At 51.5% G+C, this 22,248-nt stretch carries 19 protein-coding genes; 1 reads left to right on the forward strand and 18 read right to left on the reverse strand.

Annotated elements, in window-relative coordinates:
* Positions 1–161: 161 nt before the first annotated feature.
* The 7 genes from RB297_RS13800 to RB297_RS13830 form a co-directional block, all read right to left on the reverse strand.
* On the reverse strand, positions 162–2,120 hold the full coding sequence (locus RB297_RS13800) for a copper amine oxidase N-terminal domain-containing protein (RefSeq protein ID WP_375120719.1): 1,959 nt from the start codon (positions 2,118–2,120) through the stop codon (positions 162–164).
* Between the two features lie 179 nt (positions 2,121–2,299).
* Positions 2,300–2,641, reverse strand: coding sequence for a hypothetical protein (locus tag RB297_RS13805; protein WP_096775205.1), 342 nt, complete (start codon positions 2,639–2,641; stop codon positions 2,300–2,302).
* Positions 2,642–2,697: 56 nt separating this feature from the next.
* A complete protein-coding gene (locus RB297_RS13810) occupies positions 2,698–4,956 on the reverse strand; it encodes an outer membrane protein assembly factor BamB family protein (protein WP_375120720.1) in 2,259 nt (752 codons plus the stop codon).
* 186 nt (positions 4,957–5,142) lie between these two features.
* On the reverse strand, positions 5,143–5,463 hold the full coding sequence (locus RB297_RS13815; protein WP_375120721.1) for a hypothetical protein: 321 nt from the start codon (positions 5,461–5,463) through the stop codon (positions 5,143–5,145).
* A gap of 240 nt (positions 5,464–5,703) precedes the next feature.
* Positions 5,704–6,921, reverse strand: a complete 1,218-nt coding sequence (locus RB297_RS13820; protein WP_375120722.1) for a sensor histidine kinase — start codon at positions 6,919–6,921, stop codon at positions 5,704–5,706.
* A 21-nt stretch (positions 6,922–6,942) separates the two neighbouring features.
* Positions 6,943–7,635 carry a response regulator transcription factor gene (locus RB297_RS13825; RefSeq protein ID WP_012819373.1) on the reverse strand — a complete coding sequence of 231 codons (693 nt, stop codon included), beginning with the start codon at positions 7,633–7,635 and terminating at the stop codon, positions 6,943–6,945.
* Positions 7,636–7,787: 152 nt separating this feature from the next.
* Entirely contained in the window at positions 7,788–8,972 is a 1,185-nt protein-coding gene (locus RB297_RS13830) for an acyltransferase (RefSeq protein ID WP_375120723.1), read from the reverse strand.
* A 471-nt stretch (positions 8,973–9,443) separates the two neighbouring features.
* Between RB297_RS13830 and RB297_RS13835 the strand changes: the two genes are divergently transcribed.
* The gene (locus RB297_RS13835) at positions 9,444–10,190 is read left to right on the forward strand and encodes a class I SAM-dependent methyltransferase (RefSeq protein ID WP_375120724.1); all 747 of its coding nucleotides are present in this window, start codon (positions 9,444–9,446) and stop codon (positions 10,188–10,190) included.
* Between the two features lie 107 nt (positions 10,191–10,297).
* Here the strand turns inward: RB297_RS13835 and RB297_RS13840 are convergent, their stop codons facing one another.
* The 11 genes from RB297_RS13840 to RB297_RS13890 all read right to left on the reverse strand — a co-directional run bounded on the left by RB297_RS13840 (position 10,298) and on the right by RB297_RS13890 (position 21,948).
* Positions 10,298–11,047, reverse strand: coding sequence for an SDR family NAD(P)-dependent oxidoreductase (locus tag RB297_RS13840; protein ID WP_213580440.1), 750 nt, complete (start codon positions 11,045–11,047; stop codon positions 10,298–10,300).
* Positions 11,048–11,224: 177 nt separating this feature from the next.
* Complete coding sequence (locus RB297_RS13845; RefSeq protein WP_009589718.1) at positions 11,225–11,713, reverse strand: cation:proton antiporter regulatory subunit; 489 nt, start codon at positions 11,711–11,713, stop codon at positions 11,225–11,227.
* A gap of 82 nt (positions 11,714–11,795) precedes the next feature.
* A complete protein-coding gene (locus RB297_RS13850) occupies positions 11,796–13,016 on the reverse strand; it encodes a cation:proton antiporter (RefSeq protein ID WP_009589754.1) in 1,221 nt (406 codons plus the stop codon).
* Positions 13,017–13,382: 366 nt separating this feature from the next.
* On the reverse strand, positions 13,383–13,985 hold the full coding sequence (locus RB297_RS13855; protein ID WP_012819369.1) for a response regulator transcription factor: 603 nt from the start codon (positions 13,983–13,985) through the stop codon (positions 13,383–13,385).
* Positions 13,982–15,115: a sensor histidine kinase gene (locus RB297_RS13860; RefSeq protein WP_192569486.1), complete on the reverse strand. Its 1,134-nt coding sequence runs from the start codon at positions 15,113–15,115 to the stop codon at positions 13,982–13,984. Before RB297_RS13860 ends, RB297_RS13855 begins: the two co-directional genes overlap by 4 nt.
* An 87-nt stretch (positions 15,116–15,202) precedes the next feature.
* Positions 15,203–16,279 carry a Delta(5) desaturase DesA gene (gene desA / locus RB297_RS13865; protein WP_375120725.1) on the reverse strand — a complete coding sequence of 359 codons (1,077 nt, stop codon included), beginning with the start codon at positions 16,277–16,279 and terminating at the stop codon, positions 15,203–15,205.
* Positions 16,280–16,407: 128 nt separating this feature from the next.
* On the reverse strand, positions 16,408–17,406 hold the full coding sequence (locus RB297_RS13870; protein WP_375120726.1) for a Gfo/Idh/MocA family protein: 999 nt from the start codon (positions 17,404–17,406) through the stop codon (positions 16,408–16,410).
* Between the two features lie 50 nt (positions 17,407–17,456).
* Positions 17,457–17,912, reverse strand: coding sequence for an acyl-CoA thioesterase (locus tag RB297_RS13875; protein ID WP_036662299.1), 456 nt, complete (start codon positions 17,910–17,912; stop codon positions 17,457–17,459).
* Between the two features lie 287 nt (positions 17,913–18,199).
* Complete coding sequence (locus RB297_RS13880) at positions 18,200–19,195, reverse strand: ABC transporter permease (protein ID WP_012819364.1); 996 nt, start codon at positions 19,193–19,195, stop codon at positions 18,200–18,202.
* Positions 19,192–20,682, reverse strand: coding sequence for a sugar ABC transporter ATP-binding protein (locus tag RB297_RS13885; protein ID WP_375120920.1), 1,491 nt, complete (start codon positions 20,680–20,682; stop codon positions 19,192–19,194). The genes RB297_RS13880 and RB297_RS13885 overlap by 4 nt, the downstream gene beginning before the upstream one ends.
* 144 nt (positions 20,683–20,826) lie before the next feature.
* Complete coding sequence (locus RB297_RS13890) at positions 20,827–21,948, reverse strand: sugar ABC transporter substrate-binding protein (RefSeq protein ID WP_012819362.1); 1,122 nt, start codon at positions 21,946–21,948, stop codon at positions 20,827–20,829.
* Between the last annotated feature and the right edge of the window lie 300 nt (positions 21,949–22,248).

The raw sequence follows: 22,248 nt of genomic DNA on the forward strand, positions 1-22,248 counted from the left end.
TTGATGTAAGTTATAATATTCGCCGCATAAGGGAGATGGATGGGGCTTGCGGTGGAATAGTATTCGTCCACGAGAAAGAATCGCTTCCATAGCAAAAAGGGCCAGGAATCTCCTGGCCCTTTTCCGAAACGAGAATATCTTTTTTGCTGGCTCGCATTCGCTTACTCGTATTCGAATACCGCATCCGGCGTAAGGGTTACATTGGGTGCATAACTCGGCATCTGACCGGTCTCCTGCAAATACTGCTCAACAATCCGAGCGGCATCTACCAAGGAGCTAAGCAGCCAGTCCTCATAAAGTCTTCCGAACTTTTTGTGAAGCCATTCTGAGGTGTACTCATTCGAAAGGGTGAACAGGGAGTAGATTTCACGGACGGTATTGGTATGCTTGCGACCGTAATCATCCGTCCAAGTCACTTTTTTATTCAAATCCACTTTGCGGATATCTTCCGTTTTGGTCGACAGAATGCCATTCTTGTATTGGTAATAAATGCGCAAGGATTTTTCATATTCATGGCCTTTTAGCAGCCTCCAACCAGCCATGCTTCCGGTCGCAGGAACCGATGACATTTTGCTTTTCCCGGCGTTTCCGGTGTTGCTGCTGCTCGTTGCCTTCTTCGGCTCGCCCTTTACGACGAATTGTGCCGCGCCCAGCGTCACGGTCATTTGCTGTTTGGATGCATCCCATTTCAGTTTTGCACCCAGTGCTGCGGTCAGCAGATCCGCGGATACGAGCGTCTCCCCTTTGTTCTGGATCGGGGCGCCTTTCATGTTCACGGTTTTGCCGTTGATCTTCGCCTGCTTGCTTCCTGCCTTAACGGAAAGCTTGGTTTCTCCTACGGTAATGTCGAAGGTCTTGGAAGCAGCCTGATATTGGACCGAGCCTCCCACGGCTTGGAATACCGGCTTCAACGGCAGGTAAGTAATCCCCTTTTCCTGCTTGGCGTTCTCCAACGGCTTGCCAAGTCCTGAAACGATTTTCACGGACTGCTTCTTGCCCGCGACCTCCACCGTCAGCGTGGCTTCGCCTACGCCCATGATTTTGTAAGTTCCTTTATCTCCAGCTTTAATTAAATGCGGCTTGTCTACGGACAAAGCGATCATATTCGCCGGAATCTTGTGCTTCTCTCCGCTGCTGTACTGAAATTCGACCGTTGGCGTGATGGAGCTCCCCACCTTCGGCTTGCTGTTCGCTACCTTTAGCGTAACGCCCGTAATGCTCGGAACCGTCACATCATATAATTGTCCATGATCATATTCGGTCCAAGTCCCATCCGATAGCCGGGCGAAAAAGCTCTTGGAACCTTCGATTCCCACAATCTCTTTCACTCCGCTGATCCCGTTCAACGGGCTCATTTCGAAGGTTTGCGTGAATACATCCAATCTCGCATTCCACACCGTTCCGTCCTTTTTGACGAAAATCAGTTTCTGTTCTTTACCGAAAGAAATATCAGCCCCGTCGCTAATCAAGTTTTGGGACAGGTAATTCGTGCTGCCGTTGATTCGAAGGGTACTGAACAGCACCAGTCTTCCGTCATTGTATAAAATAGCGGCATAGTCTCCGGCAACCTTGATTTTGCGGATCGCGCCCACGTCCGCTGCTTGACCCAGAGCCACGGGCTCCGGCGTATAAGCACGATTATGGTATAAGACCGTCCCCGACTGGGTAACGCCGCCGATAATCCCGTTGTTCTCGTCAAAAACGGAAATTCCCTCAAACCCCTTTACAGTCTGCGGCTTGGAATCAACCATGCGATGGACGATGCCGTCAGAGGTCAACCAGTAACCTTGTCCCACCTGTTTCACATGATTAGCACCCGCTACAGCCTGATAACCCGATTCCCCCCACATGACCAGTCCGCCCGCGTTATTGACGCCGAACCCGTATCCGCTGGAGCCCGCGACGAACTTCAGATCTCCGCCCATCGGAATCGGGATTCGGTTGATGGGAAGACGGCTGTACGTAATCCAGACCGTGCCGTCCTCCATCAAGGGCGTGCCATCGGGCAGCAGCATTGCAATCTTGGCGCTTGCCTTGCCCGACTCCCCATATGCTGCACCGGCCACGCTGGGAACCATCACGCAAACCGCCAATAGCAGAACCAACATTTTCTTGAACATGAATGAACCTCATCTCTTATCAGAATGTAAGTCTTTCAAATCTAGTCAATTTGAACCAGGAATATTATACCATTCAATAGAAACGAAACAATATCAAAATTCGCAAGATAACATAAGACCAAAAAAACGCCCCCAGCATCTGTTTCCAGACACCAGGGACGCTTATCGTTCATCTGCATTTATTCCATGCGCTCAAACACCTTGAATCTTCGGCCTTCCTGCAAAGCCACCAACGTATGTTCATCGACGACATAGATTTCCGTGCCTTCGGGCAGCTCGTTCGAGGATAAATGCGTATCCGGATATTGATCAGGCTCGAGCCGCTTCTGGATCGTGCCCGCCAAGGTCAAATCCGCCTCCGCAAAAGCCTCGGCACCCTCAGTGCCTTTTCCGATATACTCTTGGTCATCGTATTTTACCAAAGACGCATAACTGGCCGACTGCTTGCTGCCGCAGCCCAAACATAGGATCAACAATAGGCTGATGATCGGAAGCCCTGCTAACTTAAGCCTCTTGCCCATAAGTCTTCCTCCTTTGCGGACGTCTCCCTACGGTGTTAGTCATCTATCGATACAAGCTATAACAGCTCATCCAAGCGTTCCTTTAACGCTCGGGCATCATAACGAACAAAAGCTCCGTTGACCGTGCCGACGAGCACATCCTGATCCGTTACGTTCAGCGCGCCGTTTTTGGCATAGGTCTCTCGCAAATCGACGTTGCCGGTGATCACGTCATGCAATCTGCCCAAGCTTCTGCCGTCTTCCTTATGCAACACCACAAGATCGCTTCCCAAACTTATCAGCAGGCACGGATCCAGGATTCCGTAGCTGCTGCCAACCAGATGGGACAGATCGTCACCCGCTTTGGAAGTGGTCTCCATCTTCCATAGGATGCTGCCGCTCTCTATATCTACCGCAGCCGGAATGCCGTTCAAGGCAAGATAGACTCGCGCTCCCTCGATGACGCCACGGGTGGCCTTCCCTTTAATTGTCCACAGTTCCTTATCTTCAAGGCGGTCATACAGTACGCTTTCGTAAGCGGCGGCCCCGCTGAAATACTCCCCGCCAAGCGCACGCTGCACCAGCAGATACCGCTCATTCAGCACCTCGAACCTTTCCATCTCCAGTGCCGGATACGTGTCTTCGCGCACGCCGGTTTCCGTATTGAGCAGAACCCATTCCTTGCCAAGCAGCATCCATCGTGTTGTCATATCCGCTGGCGCAGTTGGATCGTAACGATAACCTCCGGTAAAATACGGATCTCGGGACGGATCGTCCATCACCCTCTTGCCGACCTTCACATTCCATGCCGATTTGCCGGTGACCGGATCGTAAGCGGTAAGCTGTCCGTTCTGCTCGATGAGCACGTATGGATCGCCCGTTCCTGCATTCAGCAAGCGGTGTTCGCCGGACAAGGTCTTTTTCCAACGCAGCTTGCCGGTATCCTGATCCAGGACGCGCAGCACTCTTTTGGTTTCGTTCATGTTCAAAGCTTCTTCCAGTATGATCGCATCGGCCGCAGCCGTCATCTTCAAGCCGAATTGGTTCTTGGGCTTAACCTCCCATAACACGTTGCCATCCGACAACCGGATATGCCGCACGCGGGCCACGTAATCCTTAACCTCCGGATTATATGCCGAGTACATCGTGACATGCTTCCGCTCCCGATCTGTAATGGCCGTATACCAGCCGAATCCCGCATCCTCCTGCCACAGCTTCTTGCCGGTGCCCCGGTCAATTGCGTACAAGGAAGAGTTATCGTGCATGCCGCTGAACCCGCCGTCATCTCCCTTGAGGAGCAGGACATCCTCGTTGGCTTCAAGCAGGAAGGTGAAGTTCAGATTACCCTGATTTCGCCAATCGGGCTCGGCTGTTATGGTCTTCCGCAGCGGCAGGACGTCCAGATGATAGGTAAACTCGTAATCATCGCCAGGATTGTAACTCCGCTCGAAGGATCCCGCCGAAGGGATTACCCATTCGCTGGAACTCAGCTTTCCGGATGGGGAGAACGTCACGGTATAATGGGCATCCCGCTGCTCATATCTCCAGGTCTCGCCGAGAATCATCGGTTTATTGGAGCTCGATTCCTGATTCCGCGATGTCTCCCTCGCCTGCGGTTCGCCGAGCAGCTTTTTCACGTACGAAGAAGGGGTCCCTTTCTTAAAAAGAAACTCCGTCAAGTTGCGCACCACATCCGTCGCTACTTCCGAATTGCCACCGAGAAGCGCTTCAGGCATCGCCTTCTTGGCTGTCGTGTCCTTCCCTTGTACCCACATCAGCGCCGGGCGGTAGATCCGGTAATCTTCCTTCCACTTGGAGGGAGCGACCATAACGCCGTACCAGTCCTTCCACTGGGCTACGGCGATGAGGGACGTTCCCGTCTGGGATACCGGCCATTTCACCGCGCTTCCGGGAGCCAGGTATATGCTGCCGCTGCTGCGCAGTTGAAGCGAGAGCGGGGAAATATCGTTCACTTTGGCAGCTTCCTTGGAAACATACCATGTCGGGAGCCACAGGTCCCCACGGGAATCGGACTTGATTAATGCCATTTCCCCCTTCACGGAGTGAAGCCGGAGCGATTCTCCATCGGCCCCGTAATAGCTGGCCTTGAGATTCCTCAGATGGCTGTTCTTGCTAAGCGCATTAGGGAAAAAAGCAGTCCTCTGCTGAAGCGTGACGCGTTGACCGGATGTAAAGCTCCCGGTTCCGGCAGCATCGGCGAATACGGGACGAGTGCCCTCCTGCGCCTGCTGAGCCGGAAGTCCGACGAGTGAAATGCAGGCGGCTGCCGTTATTCCGACGAATAGTCGCTTACGGATCGAAACGCGTGTACTCACAAGAAACCATCCTCTCCCATACAAGCATATATATTGTAAACGCTATTATAAGACAATATGTTCCAAAATCAAAACAAAAAAAAGCTCCCTTTCAGAAAAGGAGCTCTTTCTAACGCATGTATGAACGGGCTATTCCTGTTGTGATGCTTCCGCGGCTGATCCGACGCAGGCTCGCTCTCTTCAGCATCATCGGACATTCATTCGCCAGGCTGAATCAGGTACGCTGCGGCTCTGCGTTTGCCTGCCTGTCATGATTCTGGCGCGATTAGACACGCCGTCCGATAATTCCCCCCACACTTGACCGATAAAGGATGCGGGGGCAATAGACGAGTCTCGATTGCTTTCAGATGCCGCCCCGCCGATGGATCGCTCCTCAAACTGCATATTAGCACGGAATGCACTGAACTCTGCGCATCCCGATAATAAAATGACACCAACCATCACAATCATAATCTGCCACGCCACCACGAGCCTGGCGTTCCGTTTCGAATAATCCAAGGATTCCATCCGACTTCCTCCTTATGTACGTTCTGAAGGAAAGTATAAGGAACATATCTTATCAATCAGCGGGGCAAGTTCTTAACGAATGCTTAAATAAAACTGAACAATTCCATAGGGACCTTGCAGCAGCGATCGGGGAGCCCTTCTCAGGATCATATAAAAACGCTCCCTCGAAGGGAGCGTTCGCTTGAGCTGCCTCTATTGCTTCGCAATGCAGAACGACCACCGTGCGCAAGCGAACTGCTGCTATACGACTTGGGGAAAGCGGGTTTCAAAGGTCGTCCGCTGCCGGTCGCTCCGAACCCGGATTTCGCCGCCCTGGACCTCCACGATGCTCTTCGTGATCGCCAGTCCCAGACCCGTGCCCCCGGTCTGCTTCGAACGGGAAGCCTCCACGCGGTAGAAGCGATCGAAGATGAACGGCAAATCCCGCTCCGGAATCGGATCGCCGTAGTTGGTGAAGCTGATGCTCACCTGACCGCCAACGCTGCGGACGGCGATGTCGATCCTGTGTCCCGACTCTCCGTACCGGATCGCATTGGATATCAGATTCTCGTAAGCCCGGACAAGCTGGGCACCGTCTGCCCGAATAACGAGGCCTTCCTCCGCCGCAAGCTTGCATTCCATCCCGGCTTTCTCCAAGGACGGCACGAATTCCTCGATCAGCTGTCTCATGAACTGAGCCATATCGATCTCCCTAATATCCAGCGGAAGCCCGTTATTGATCCTCGTGTATTCGAACAGGTCATCGATCAGCTTCTTCAGATTCTGCGCTTTCTCATAAGCGATATTCACGTAATACCGCAGCTCTACTTCATCCTGGTACCGGTCTTCCTCGATAACCTCCAGGAACCCCAGTATCGATGTCAGCGGCGTCCGGAGATCATGGGATACCCCCGTGATCAGATCGTTCTTCGTTTTCTCCGCATGGCGCTCCTCCAGAATGGATTGGTGAAGCTGCCTGCTCATCTGGTTGATGCTCTCGGCGACCTCGCCCAGCTGGCTGCCTGAGCGAACAGGAATCTCGGTATCGAAATTCCCCTTGGCAATCTCGCGAAGGCCATGCGTGATTTCCTCCAGGTACGCGTTCAGCTGCTCGGTCATGCGGTTAATGCTAGCAGCGACGGCGCCTACTTCGTCCCGGGTGTCGAGCTCGATTCTGGAATCGAATCGTCCGGCCGTGATGTCCTGAAGACCGGTCTCTACCTTCCGCAGATCCAGGGCAAACCACCTCGTGCTCATGTAATAGCTTGCCAAAAAAAGAATGACGCCCGTGACCAACATAACCGGCTTTGAACCGAGGTTATTGACGATCCAGACTAGCGGCGGGTTGATGGCCGGAATGGAGAGTACCAGCGTGCTTAACGCATAGAGTATGATAAGCAGGGCGGCCGCGATGCCGATGCTGGCGAGCAGCATAAGCAGCATCTTCAGGCGGATGCTATGAAGCTTCAATCCTTTCAAGTCAGTCACCTCTGGTTAAGTTTACTCTATTTTGTAACCGATCCCCCATACCGTCTTAATGTATTCCGGCTGCTGCGGATCCTTCTCGATCTTCTCGCGCAGCTTGCGAATATGGACCATGACCGTATTCTTTGATTCCATGAACGGCTCGTTCCATACCTCGGTATAAATCTTGTCCATGCTCAGCACGAGTCCGCGGTTGATGGCCAGCGTATGCAGCAGGGAGAATTCGCGCGGCGTCAGCTTAATCTCCCTGCCGGCCACCGTTACCCGGTGGGACGCGACATTGAGGATCAGCTCATCGATCTGGATTTCGTTCTCGTCCCGTACCGATTGATTGTTCAGCTGTTTGTACCGGCGGAGCTGCGATTTGATCCTTGCGACCAGTTCCAGCGGACTGAACGGTTTGGTCACGTAATCATCCGCGCCGATGCTGAGTCCGGCGATCTTGTCAATCTCCTGGCTCTTGGCGGACAGCATGATAATGGGCGTGTTGTTCTCCTCCCGAATCTTCATGCATGCCTGGATGCCATCCATCTGCGGCATCATGACATCGAGAATGATCAAATCCACTTTATGGTTTTTTAGAATCTCCAGCGCTTCCAGGCCATGAGATGCGGTGAGCAGCGTATAGCCCTCATTCCTGACGTAAATCTCCATCAATTTCAAAATTTCGGTTTCATCGTCAACCATCAGTATCGTAACTCCAGACATGGCTCCTCCTTGATCATAAAGCGGCAGTCAGCATAACGCCTTTACGTTCTCTTGCTCCACGGATGTTGTCAGGCCGGGCGATGCTGCTGTTTTGGTTTCCTTTCGCCATGGCCATGCCTCGTCGGGTATACGTCCTATTCTTGCGAAACAGGCTAGGAACCGGAAAGCGGCACAGCCGGCGCATCGGTTGGTTTACCCGATCTCTTCGCCTTCGGAATATTACCGAAAATCACCCATGAGCCCGGTATATATCGAACCGTCAATTCCACGACGATCCATGAACAGCCTAAGGCTGCCGCAAAACCGCCTGCATACCACAGATGGGTCAGGATCGAGTTCCCCGTGGTTAGCGGGAATTGACGGTAGACGAGCAGAAAGAACGGATGAATGAGATAAATCCCGAAGGATACGGCCCCCAGTCTCTCCAGCGCGGGCGTCCATCCGCGTACCCCGGCCCGGTAGAACAGAATGGCGAACTGGAGCAGGACAAGCGCCCCAAAGTAAGTATGCATATTCCACAGCAGCTCGTACAGCGTTGAATTATATCCGGTTCCGTGAAGACGGTTGTTGTAATAAATGTACACATGGCCGAGACCGGCAGCTGCCCATGCGATCCACAGCATCGTCCAAGCCGCGATGCGGTAAGGCTGTGCGTTGGCACGGCTGATCACAAGCCAGGCCTTCAGTTTCGGATAATAGATGCCGATAAAAGCGCCCAGCATGAAGTAAGCTATATAGGACAGGGCCCAGCTTCCCTTATTCGGCACCTGCCAATAATACTTATTCATCAGTATAAACGTCCACTGGATCACCAGTCCAATCGGTATCGCCCATTTTGCAAGCAGCGGCATCTTCTTGAACAACCACAGCACCAGCGGAAACAGCACATAAAACTGAATGCTGATAAACACGAAGTACAGATGCGTATACGCTTTGCCGGTCAACAGCTTTTGAATAAAACTCTCCATCGTCTCGCCAAACGGCCTGCCTTGATAATGCAGATAGTGCAGCAGCCCGAAGTAAAACACGGAAAAGAGCGTATACGGGATGATGATGTACAGCAATCTTTTCTTGTAGAATCCGCCGATCAGCTTCTTGGTCGTAGGGCGGTCATAATAATTGTAGAAGAGTACCAGGCTGCTCAAAAATATAAACGTCGGCGTTCCGTATTTCATGAAGATGTTCATAAAATTGTAGATGAAAAAGTATTTGGAGTCCGTCATGGCCGATACGGCATACGATGTCGAGTGAACGGACAGCACGCCGATAATGGCGAATGCGCGGACCAATTGCAGCTCGGGAAGACGCTCCCTTGGCAGAGAATTCATTTTGTTCATGGCAGTACCCTCTCATTTCAAAGTCCGAATTTTTCTCGTTCCTAACCGAAACGAATTCAACCAGTATAGTAGACATTTCTTAACGTCTTACTTCCAAATTCTTAACAATTGCTTAAGATTCTGGTTCATGCTCCTAATAAAATTCTCCTTGATCCCGAAGAATCCTTGGTCTTACAATAAGAAAAATATCTATCGACGTACTTTCTCAGAAGACAGACCGCGTATAGCGGAAGTTTTTCTTGCGAGATAAGGATGGTAAGACTCTGAAGCTTATACTCTCTTATCTCTTAAAATAATCTTTAATTGGGGTGAATTGGATGCTGATAAGGATCCTTGCCGTTCGAAGTAGCTGGGCCCGGTCTGTCATACTGGACCGGGCCTGGCCAGAATCACAGTAACTGAGCGAACGAATAAGAGACGATCTGTTTTCAGCATCCCATTTTATCTCAATTGAAAAGGTGAACCATATATATGAAATCACAGGAATACAAGTCATTTTATGATATCGTAGGAGCCTTAAACGGCTGGGATTTCAGCAAGGTCAGATGGATCTCGGAAAGCGTGGAGTGGAATTTTTACGATGAGGTTAGCAAGCGGTGCACATCATCGGGCGTACTGCTGGATATCGGCACGGGAGGCGGAGAGAACTTGTTGTCCATCGCCTCGAAGGCGGCATTGCTGATTGGAATCGATCTTTCCCATGCGATGATAGAGACTGCCCGGAGTAATAAACGGAAGGCTGCGGCTTCCAACGTACGCTTTGTCCAGATGGATGCAGGGGTGCTTCAATTCCCGGAGGCGTTTTTCGATTTGATTTCATGCCGGCACTCCCCTTTCCGTGCTTCGGAGGTTGCCAGGGTATTAACCGATGATGGCGTGTTTCTAACGCAGCAGGTTCGGGAATGCGATAAAGCTAATCTGGCCCAAGCCTTCGGCAGAGGACAATCCTCCCGCGAAGACGGCGCTTTAATGGAGGAATACAAGAGGGAACTTCAGCTGGCAGGGTTTCGCGATATCCAATGCGCCGAATATGATGCCGTCGAGTACTATGAGCGTGAGGAGGATCTTATCTTCCTGCTCAAGCACACGCCCATCATTCCCGGATTCGGACAGGAGGAATCGGATTTCCGCATCCTGCAGCAATTCATCGAGGAGCATCGCACAGATCTCGGAATCCGGACGAATTCCGCACGGTTTATGATCGTGGCACGAAAATAGCCGGTCCTCCATGGTTATCCATAACCCGTAGCTTACGGCTATTAAACAGAAAAAGCGCACAAGGGGCACAGCCCTTGGCGCTTTTTTTTAGAAATCAGCATCGTATATTATCTCAGCATGATGGAACCGCCGTCCACCATCAGCGTTTGGCCGGTCATGTAATCGGAATCGGAGCTAGCCAAGAACACGGCCACGCGTCCGATATCCTGCTCGGGATCGCCCATTTTTTTGAGCGGAATCTTATCGACCATTTCTTGATACGCTTCCGGAAATGCCTGCTTCCACTGCTCTACGCCCGGCGTCAGCGCGATCGGACTGATCAGATTGACATTGATGCCGTCTGCTCCCCACTCGTTGGCAGCCACGCGTGACAATCCCCGGATCGCTTCTTTCGCTGCGGCATAGGAGGCCTGGTTCACCATGCCGGACAGTCCCGCACCGGATGCAAAGTTGATCACCTTGCCCTTGGCTGCTTTCAGATGAGGATAACATTCCTGCATGAAATAAAACGTCGGATAGAATCCGGTATTGAACGACAATGCCATCACTTCATCGGTTGTTTCCACAATGGGTACCTGCTTGGACACATGCGCGTTATTAACCAGAATATCCAGTCTGCCGTAGGTGCTCACAACGTCATCCACGATTCCTTTAATCGAGGCTTTATTCGTAATATCGCCGTTAATAAACATCGAATCGCTATATGCCCTCAGCGCTTTCTCCGTTTCGCGACCCTTATCCTCATTCACGTCCACGATGACGACCTTGGCGCCTTCCTTGGCCATGGCCAGAGCCATGCCGCTGCCGATTCCGCCGGCACCGCCCGTAATTATAGCTACTTTGTCTTTCAATTTCATGCTGTACACGCCTTCTTTCTCAAAAATGATAGCCTCACTATCAAAGATAGATCATTTCGCGAAAAATTTCAAATTTAAAGGATCCATGCAAAAAAAAGCAAGCCCCTCACCCATGGAGGAGCTTGCTGCTTACGTGTTACGACAGGATCAACTAAAGACCTGTGAAGCTATTCGTTATTAGCCGTTGACCAGCAGTTCTTTCAGCTGCTTGATCTGCTTGCGCTCGCCCGCAAGCACCAGCGTCGATCCTGCTGTCAGGATGTCGTCCGGACCCGGATTGATTTTCTGCTCTTTCTTGTTCACAATCGCTAATACATTAGCGCCAGTACGTTGACGAACCTGAAGCCCTGCAATGGATTGTCCCACGCATTTGTAATGCGGCTCGATTCGCGCCCATTCGATGATCAAATCTTCGAGCGTCACTTCGATGGTCTCCAGCGCTTTCGGTTTATACGTCATGCCGCCGATAATGCCTGCGATTTGTCTTGCCTCGTCATCCTCTAATGTAATCTGGGAGATGGTCTCCTCAGGATCGTCATCTTCAAAGTGGTACAACTCTCTACGGCCATCGTCATGAATAACAACAACCAGCTTATCCCCTGATCTCGCCTGAATAAGGAACTTCTTCCCGATACCCGGCAGATCAGATTCGCGAATAATACTCATGTGTAAATCCTCCGTTCTGGGGTTAATTCAATCTCTAGATTATATAGATTAGTTGGAAGAAAGTAAATCATCCCGGGCTTCCCTATGCATTCCTTTTTTTCACTTTCTCCACTGGATCGCTCCATTTGAATATTTTATTCATTCCACGGTACACGCGCTTCGACTCCTTGGCCAATAAGGGCCCAAGAATCGCGAGAATCAGGACATAGAGTGCCGAGAATGGTTTCAGCATCGCGGACAGTCCGCCGGCAAGTCCCAGATTCGCAACGATAATCGTGAACTCCCCGCGCGCCATAATAGTCAAGCCGATGTTAAGCGACGATTTATGCGATAGTCCGGCCTTGCGTCCCGCTATCATGCCTGCGACCAGGTTGCCGATTATGGTCAGTACCACGGCGCCAAGAGCCAGCCATAACGCATTCCCCAGCGTGGTCGGATCGATGCCGAGACCGAAGCTGAAGAAGAAGATCGCTCCAAAGAAATCACGGAAAGGTATGACCAGCTGCTCGATCCGTTCGCTATGATCCGTCTCCGATAAAGCCAGTCCGAACAGCAGCGCGCCGATCGCTTCGGCTACGTGCAGCGTCTCCGAAAACCCGGCAATAAAGAACATCGACGAGAACACTACGATAATGAAAATCTCGCTGGACGTAATATTCAGCAATTTGTTAAGTATGGGTGGACCTTTTCTCGCAATAACAAAGAACAACAGCATGTAACCTATTGAAATGCAAACCGAGAGGATCGTTGCCCCTATCGATGTAGCCCCGCCTAACAGCAGTCCCGACATAATCGATAAGAACACGGCAAGGAAAATATCATCGAACAAAATCATGCCGAGTATGAGTTCCGTCTCCGCATTCCCCGTGCGCCGCAGATCCACAAGCACCTTAGCGACGATGGCGCTGGAGGAAACCGACAGCATCCCTGCAATGATCAGCGTCTCGTACAGAGGCATGTTGATCACGAAACCGTAAGCCACACCCAGCACGAAGTTCAATACTACATATACGGTTCCGCCTACCACAATGTTTCGTCCGGACTTGATCAATTTTTGAACCGAAAATTCAAGACCAAGGTAAAAGAGCAGGAATAGAATACCGATCTGTCCCAGAAAATCGATGATCCCCTGGCTCTCAATGAACTTAAAGTCAAGAATCCCTATCGTTGGTGCATGCGGACCGACAAGCATCCCGAGCACAATCAAGAACGGTATGATCGAGAACTTGAGCTTTCCAGCAATTACGGAGGCTATAGCAACCAGAATCAGAGCAGTTCCAACCTCAAACATCATATGGTCCATAGAAGACCTCCTCCTCCTCAAATTTGACTTCTGGCAATCATTACTATTATACATAAAAATGCATACATTTACAAAGGAACTGCAATATATTTGCTTGATTGCCTTTTATGCAGGAAATGGCATCATTTAAAAACAGGCTTATTTTTATTAGCGATTTCATTGTTTCCAAAAAATATAAAATCTATCCACAATCGCATTCAAACTTCATTAAATGAATAAATATACACTTTAATGCATACAATACCAGGTAAAAAAATCCATTATTTTTAAGCGGCATATTCACCTTCTTCCTGGTTTTCGTTTTTCTTCTGCGCACGAAAAAAAAGCCCCGCGGCTGCAACCGCGGGGTTTTGCTTCTTCTTCGCACTATTTAAACCAGCCTTTTTCCTTGAAACGCGTGATTGCTTCGATCCGGTTGCTGACGCCAAGCTTATCGAGAATAACGGAAATGTAATTACGCACGGTTCCCGTGGTAATGAACAGCTGATTGGCAATTTCCTTCGTATTCTTGCCGTCCGCGATGAGGCCCAGCACTTCCTTTTCCCGCTCCGTCAGCGGATTCTCTTCACCGGAATACGCTTCATCCACCAGCTCGGAGGCGTAGATACGCCTGCCTGCCATAATGCTGCGAATGGACGCGGCCAGCTCCTCGCTCGGGCTGTCCTTAAGCAGGTAAGCGTTGGCGCCCGCTTTCACGGCACGCTCGAAATACCCGGGCCGGGCAAAGGTCGTCAGGATCATCACCTTGCAGCCATAACCCTTGATCTCCTCGGCGGCTTCAAGCCCGTTCATGATCGGCATCTCAATATCCATGATGCAGATATCCGGCATATGAAGTTTGACAAGCTGTACGGCATCCTTGCCGTTGCCCGCCGTCCCGACCACCTGCATATCCTCTTCCAGATCCAGCAGTGAGGCCAAGGCCCCAAGCAGCAGCCGCTGATCTTCGGCAATGACGATTCGGATCATATTCCCGCCTCCTTATCCGGCATTCTGAGCACATTAGGGACTCGAAGGACAAGCGTAGTCCCCTCGCCTGAAGCAAACTCCATGCTTCCGTTTACGAATTCAAGCCGCTCTCTCATTCCCCGCAGCCCGTTGCCGCGGTTTTTCGCGTCCGTCACGAACCCGGTTCCATTGTCCTTCACCCTGGCAATCAGATCCGTTTCCGTGGATTCGATCACAATGGAGCAGGCCGTGGCATTGCTGTGCTTCACGATGTTATTCACTGCCTCTTTCAGGCACATGCTGATCACATTTTCGTTCATCAACGATAGATTCTCCGGCTCCTGCGTCCCCTCAAAGGTCAACTCGATCTGCGCCGCCTTCAGGATTTGCCGAATACGGAAGATTTCATCCGCGAGCCGGGTCCCCCGCATCCGCGTTACCATCTCGCGCACTTCCTTCAGTGCGGTTCGGGCCGTCTGACGGACGTCGTTGATCTCGGCTTGGGCCCTTTCCATATCCTGCTTCATCAGTTTGCCGGCCAAATCGCTTTTCAGGCCGATAAGAGACAGCTTTTGCCCCAGCGTATCATGCAAATCCCGGGCAATGCGCTGGCGTTCCTCCAGCTTCACCAATTCCGAAATCCGTTTGTTCGCATCCTCCAGCTGGCCCTGCAGCTGATCGTTCTTATTCCGGTTATAGTTTGTCACAGGGAGCAGTATAACCCCTACCACACTCACAAGCACGAACGGCAGCTGCGTGATGAAGAACGGATTCCGCGTTAACAATCCATAGTTCACCGTAATAATGGTCGTAACCAAATGAATGGAGTACAGCGTAATAAATCCGGCCTTATTCTTGATGTTCCCGATGAAGAAGGCGAGGAACAGCGAGAAATAGATATATCCGAATACCACGGACATCGCAATCGATATCAGAATTTGCAGACTCGTCCAGAAATAGACGAGCCAGCCTTTGGACAGAAATGACAACACATAAAAAGCGAAGAACATCACGATCATCAGAACGCCGATCACGATCTGATAGGTCGAGGTCGACCGGAAGATGAAATAGAACGGAAGGATGTAGAAGACGACCCATACGTAAGGGCTCAGTCCCGTGCTTTTATGAAAGATCTGATACCATTTCTGCATGGAGTCCCACCTTCTGTCGGTTCAAGCTTAATCCATTTACTAGCCTTAGCGAATCCGTGCTCTAATATAGCATCATGACTCAGCGGCCTATTCGCCCTGCACCCTGGGTCTTGGGCTCGCCAGGTTCTTCTCGGCCTTCTTCACTGCCGGCTCCTGCGGCTTACGAAGCGACTGACGCGCTTCCTTAAAGGTGACGAACACCTTTTTCTCTTCATCCCACAGACGGAAACGAATGGATTTCAAACTGGTCTTCAGCGTAATCGTTGTTGCCTTCTGCAGCGGAGGAGCGGCTTCATGCGCCTTCTCCAGGTTATAGTTAGGCACCTTCGGGCTTAAATGGTGGACATGATGGAAGCCGATGTTGCCCGTGATCCATTGCAGAAGCTTCGGAAGTTTGTAATAAGAGCTGCCTTCTACGGCTGCATTGATATAACTCCACTCTTCATCATGCTCGTAATACGTTTCCTCGAATTGGTGCTGCACATAGAACAACCAAATGCCAAGCATCCCGGAAACCATGAAGATCGGAGCCTGAACGAGCAGAAATGCCTGCCATCCGATCGCCCAGCACAGCAAGGCATACAGCGCTACAATCGAAATATTGGTTATATAGTTACTGTTCTTCTCCTTGCGTCTCGCACCTTTGCGGTTGAAACGATAGGAGATCAGAAATATGGCGATGGGACCCAGACCGAACATCACGATCGGGTTACGGTACACGCGGTAGTACAGACGCTGCCAAAAGGAAGCTGCCCCATATTCTTCAACGGTTAATACCCACATATCGCCGATTCCCCGCTTATCGAGATTGCTGCTCGTCGCGTGATGGATCGCGTGGGTGTTCTTCCATTGCTCGTAAGGGCACAGCGTAAGCACGCCCGTAATCGTGCCGAGAATTTTGTTAGCCTTGCGGCTCTTGAAGAAAGATCCGTGGCAGCAGTCATGGAATATGATAAACGTCCGGACAACAAACCCCGAAGCAATCACGGCTATGGGAATGGTTAGCCAGTACGATACGGATAAGCTTAAATAGGCTGCATACCATAGCAGTATCAAGGGAACCAGTGTATTGAAAAGCTGACCTATACTCGCCTTTGTGTCAATTTCTTCATAAGGGGCAACGTTCTTTTTCAAGCTGGACAATTTGTTATCGGGTTTAGCCATAGTTGTCTTCCTCCTCGAAATGAAGCGCAAGGACGTCATCAAGCTATCACGCACTTGTCTAACTTAAGTATAGATAGAATGTCATGCGCGTCGTAGTCATAAACGTCATTTCGGGAGTATGACAAATATCATATATCGGTGCGGGAATCCGCCGGGAACCGCAGTCCGATCTGGCTTCTGGCTTCCTGCATAATTTCGGCCGTAATGAGCGAGTTGGCATGGGTGTTGATTGAACTTTCCCGTTCGCCGCACCGGATCAAATCGATAAATTCCCGGGCTTCGTAATACATCGATTCATGCGTTTGCAGCTGGGTCACGTTCTCGATGGTGCCGTCTCTGTAGCGGATCTTCACATCGTACGGCTGATTGATTTTGTCGATGATCATCGTGCCGTTCTCGCCCTGAATTTCGGTTGGGGCGTAGGAATCGCTGATTTTGGAATGCATGATGACGGCATCCATCTCGGGATAGGACAACAGAAGACTGCCTTCGCCGTCCACCCCGGAAGACAGCATGTAGCCGGAAGCCTTCACCGTGTCCGGTTTTCCGAACAGGGTCACCATCGGGTACAGGCAATAAATCCCCAAATCCATCAAAGAACCGTTGGAATATTCAGGGTTGAATGCATTCAGCACCGTCCCCTGCTTGAACGCGTCATAACGGGAGGAATATTGGCAATAGCTTGCAAAATAACGCCGTATCGGGCCCAGCTTGTACAGGTTGTCCCGGACGGTCTTGAAGTTCGGCATCAGCGTCGACTTCAACGCTTCCATCAACAGAACGTCATTGTTCTTCGCAGCTTCGATCATTGCGGCCACTTCAACCGCGTTGGAAGCCATCGGCTTCTCGCAGAGGACGTGTTTCCCATGGTTCATGCATAATATCGCCTGGTCCACGTGATAGGAATTCGGACTCGCAATGTATACCGCATCAATTTCGTCATCCTGCACCATCGCCTCAAGATCGGTGTAGACCTTGGGATCCGCGTACTTAGCCGCAAAAGCCCTGCCTTTATCTTCCGTACGGGAGTATACGGCAGCCAGAATAAATTCTTCCGTCTCCAGTGCCGACTGGAGAAACCTCTCGGTGATCCAGTTTGTGCCGATAATGGCAAAACGGATGTTCATCCCTTATCCCTTCCCTTCATGGTTTATCCTGATTGATCTTTATCGTTGGCTTACATCCATCCTTCAAAAGCCGAAATTCGTTCGCGTGCCGAATCCGGAATCGGCGTGCTCTTGCCTGAAGCGGTCTCGATGAGCACGATGGTTCCGCGGCCGGCTGCCTTCAAGGCGCCGTCCACCACGATCGCATATTGAATGTCCATGGAGGAGCGTCCGATCTCAGCCACCCGCACATGAAGCCTAAGCGGGTCCTTCAGATACATTTGCGCCAAATACTGGCACTCCAAATCCGCAACAACCGACACCTTTTGATCGCCGAACAGCTCGTCGGTCAATCCCAGATTCTCGAAATATTCAATGCGTCCCTGCTCAAAATACATGAAATAACTGACGTTATTGACATGACCCAGCATATCCGTTTCGCAATACCTAATCTTTATCGGAATTTCAAAGTGAAACGTGTCCAGCCAGGACTTGGGATCCGGTTGTATGAAGGTTGTTTTTTTCATGATGAGTCCCCTTTCTCTTTATAGGAGGGAAATGTATGTACAATGCTAAACCAGTCTTCTACAGGATAATGAATACCCGCTGCGTCCGTCAACTAAATAACCAAATGATGGATATCTTGCCGGATTCGCCCTTAGAATAAGTCTTTGAATTCATTTCCCTCCCATAGGTTGCCACCCATAGAACCGATCCATGAAAAAAACCATCCGCCCCCGATCAGGATCACGGGAGGGATGGTCTCGATAGTATGAATGGAACTAGCTGGGTCAAAGCACGTGTCGCTTCGTCATCAATGTCTCTTCTTATAGTAGGTTAAGGCCAGCGCCAACGCCAGCACCGAGCCCTTGACGATATCCATCGCATAATACGGCACGGACAGCATGATCAGACCGTTTTGCAATATACCGATCAACACAGCGCCGACAAAGGTCCCGAGCGCGTTCGGCTTGCCGGCTCCGAATACGGAGTATCCGATGAAGGTCGCGGCAACGGCATCCATGAGATAGGGCCCGCCGGAGTTGACCTCGGCCGTCATGACGCGAGCCCCGAGGATAATCCCGCCGATGGCGGCAAACAATGCGGAGACCAGATAAGCGATCAGACGGTATTTACTCACCGGGATCCCGGATAAAGCCGCCGCTTCGCGGTTGCCCCCGATCATGTACATGTACCGTCCGTGTTTCGTATAGGTCAGGAACAGATGGACCACGAGGACCACGAGAACCATAATGATAATGATCCATGGCACCTGCCCGATCTTCTCGAACAGCGCCGGGATTTTACCGGTGGCAAAGTCCCCGCTCGGCATGATCATATTCTGGGAGATGGTAGCGCCCCGGGTATACGTCAGGGCAACGCCCTGGAAGATAAACATCGTCGCCAGGGTCATCAGCATGTCGTCGATCTTGAAATTGATGACCAGAAACGCGTTGATCAGCCCGACGGCCAGGCAGAACAGCAGCGTGAGGCCGATGCCGATGCCGATGTTTTGCCCGTGCCAGACGAACATGGATATGACCAGCGCGTTTGCCAGGGAGGCCGTCGAGCCGACGGACAGGTCAAAGCCGCCAACGGCGAGCGATACGGTCAGTCCTACGGCAATGATCGTCACGATCGAGATCGAACGGAGAATGTTAATAATGTTGCTTGTATTCAAAAAGTTGTCGGCAACGGTCCCGAATACGAGAATAAGAACGAATACCGTAATCAACGTGCCGTATTTGTATAGAAAATCGAATGCGAAGCTAGCCGCCGGCTTCTCCTTAACAGGTCTTGCTGTATTCATGTCAACCCGCCTCCTGTGCAGTAAAGCAATAATTCCTCTTCATTCGTTGACCGCGTTGTCAGCTCCTTCGTGATGCGGCCGTCATACATTACATACACCCGGTCCGTGATGCCCACGATTTCCGACAGCTCGCTTGTAGCGTATAGCACGCATTTCCCCCGCTTGGCCAGCTCGGCCACCAGTTTAAAAATATCCCGCTTCGCGCCAACGTCAACGCCCTTGGTCGGCTCATCGAAAATATATACGTCCGCGTCGGCCAGCAGCCATTTGCCGATCGCCACCTTCTGCTGGTTGCCCCCGGACAGGTTTCTCACCCGCGCTCTCTCGCTCGGAGTTTTGATCCCGAGCGACTCGATCATCTCTCTGGCCGCCTGTTTCTCCCTGCCAAAGCTTAGCCAGGAACCCCATTTGGAAAATTGGGACAGCACCGCGGCCGTTAAATTGACGGACACCGGCTCTTCCACGAACACGCCTTCCCGGCGGCGCTCCTCGGGTACGAGCGCAATGCCGTTCCGCACGGCATCATGCGGCGAGCGGATGCGCAGCTTTTTTCCATCCAGTATCATCTCGCCGGTTGACGTGCCGGAAGCCCCGAATACCGCCCGGCACAGCTCGGTTTTCCCGGCCCCGACAAGGCCTGCCAAACCGACGATCTCCCCTTGGCGGAGGCTCAGATCAACGCCGTTGATTTTGCCCGGGTCGTACATGCCTTTTACCTCTAACCGCGCAGGACCGATGTCTCGCTCGATGTGGGGAAACTGCTGGTCCATCTTGGAGCCCAGCATGTATTCCACCACTTTCGGCTGATCGATATTCGCGATGCGGTCGCTCTTCACCAGCAAACCGTCCCGCATGATCGTAATGTCATCGCAGATTTCGTACAGCTCCGGCAGCCGGTGCGATATGAAAATAATGCCGACTCCGTCCTGCTTCAGCTTGCGCACCAGCTTGAACAGCTGCTCCGTCTCGCTATGGCTGAGCGGCGCGGTCGGCTCGTCCAGCACCAGAATGCGGCACTGTTTGGAAACGGCTCTGGCGATCAGCACCATCTGCTTCTCCGCCAGCGTCAGCTCCGAAATCAGCTTTTTGACCGGGACCCGGATATTCATCCGCGCAAGAATCGATTCGGCTTCCCGATGGAGCTCCTTCCAACGGATCAAGTGCCGTTTGCCCATATCGTGAACCGTCCGGTCGAGCATGATGTTCTCGCCGACCGTCAGGTTCGGAATGAGCGCGGTATCCACCTCTTGATAGACGATCTGAATGCCCAGGTCCTTTGCTTCCTTCGGTGAACGGATGTCCGCCCTGCTTCCGTCGATCCAGATCTCGCCCTCGTAATGGGTATACGCTCCCGATAGAATCTTCATTAAGGTAGACTTTCCCGCCCCATTCGCACCGATCAACGCATGAGCCGTTCCCGCAGTCGTCTGAAAGTCAACATCGGTCAACGCCTTAACGCCTGGAAAAGAGATCGATATGCGCTTCATTTGAAGTAAGGGTGCCGCTCCCGAAATATCGGTCGAGCTGGCAGTTGTTGGCTCCATCAAGCTTCGCAAGTGTATTCTTCCCTTCAAATAGGATAGGGCGCCCCTATCGATGACCGACAAGAGCGCCTGTATGAATATTGCTGTTTATTTGCCGCCTGCTTCTTTCAATGCCTTCATCCAGTCCTCTTCGAATTCCGTGCTTGTTCCCCAGCTCGGGATAATATCGGCCAAATTAACCATGTTGACCGCTTCGGTAGCACCCTCAAGGCCGGAGCGCTCGATCAATACAGGCTCCAGATTATACGTAGCAGGCGTTTCCTCGCCTGCAATCTTCTTAGCCAGCAAACGAACGTTGATGGCGCCGATCATCTTCGGATCTACGGCTGCGGTAGCCACCCAAGGGCTGTCCGGTTTCTGGATCAGCTCCAGGTCCGCGTTGGATACGTCGATGCCGTAAATCTTAACCTCGCTGCGTCCCGCTTCCTCCAGTGCTCTGGCCGCGCCGATGGCGAATGCATCCCAGGTTGCGAAGATTGCATCGATTTCGCCCTTCGGATATTTCGTCAGGATAGCGGATACCGCATTTTGCGTTTCCAAGGAAGTCTGGTCACTCGCTACGCCGAAACGCTCCACTTCCTTGATGCCCGGGTTGTTCTTCAGCGTTTCCTGGTATACGGCATTACGACGCACCATCGGCGGGAATCCGTCTACCCAGAGGTAAACGATGTTGGCCTCCGGCCCTTGCTCTTCAATCAGCTTGTCCAACGCCAGCTTTGCGAGCTGCTCGTCATCCTGCGATGTCTGGGTTACCCCTGCAATGTCACCGATCTCCGGCAAAGAGTCGAAGGTGACGACCGGAATTCCCTTTTCGGTAATCTTCTTCACGTCCTGAACCGATGCAGGATCGTCGCCATGCGATATGATAAATCCATCGTAGTCGCTGTCAATGGCTTGTGCGATCGCGTCATGGAATTTAGCGGAGTCTCCATTCGCCGAGAAGGTATCCACCTTAAACCCGAGAGCCTCGCCTTCCTGCTTCGCCCCAGCCAAAAATTGAGCCGTGTGGTCATCGCCTCCGATTTTCCGAACGACCATCAATTTCACCGGATCCTTCTCGGCAATGCCTGCCGGCAGGTTCTCGACCTTGTCCGCCAGATTGCCCGACGCGCTGCCGCCGCCGCTGCCCGATTCGGCGCATCCGGTCAATACGATCACAAACGCCAGCGCCAGTGCCGATAATTTCCTTACATGTTTCATGGCTTTCATGTTCTCTCTCCCCCTGTTTTCCGTAAAAAAGACGAATATTAATTAATACAAGTAATCCTATAGGATTTAAAAGGAGGCGTCAACCATTATTTTTTCGCTTTAATGCATTACACCACATACGCAAAAAAAATGAAAGTGATTTCTAACATTTCTAATTGTATCGGCAGCTATGAACCCATATTTCACACCTATTGCCATTCTCATTTAAAAAAAGAGATCGTGCACGACATTCGCGCCCGATCTCTTTCCATTAGGAGCACGGATTCCGTGCATCCAGCGTTTGTTGCTTCCAGCTTCAGC

The sequence above is a fragment of the Paenibacillus sp. CR_12 genome (assembly GCF_041953985.1).
GTDB classification, from domain to species: Bacteria; Bacillota; Bacilli; order Paenibacillales; family Paenibacillaceae; genus Paenibacillus_AQ; species Paenibacillus_AQ lautus_A.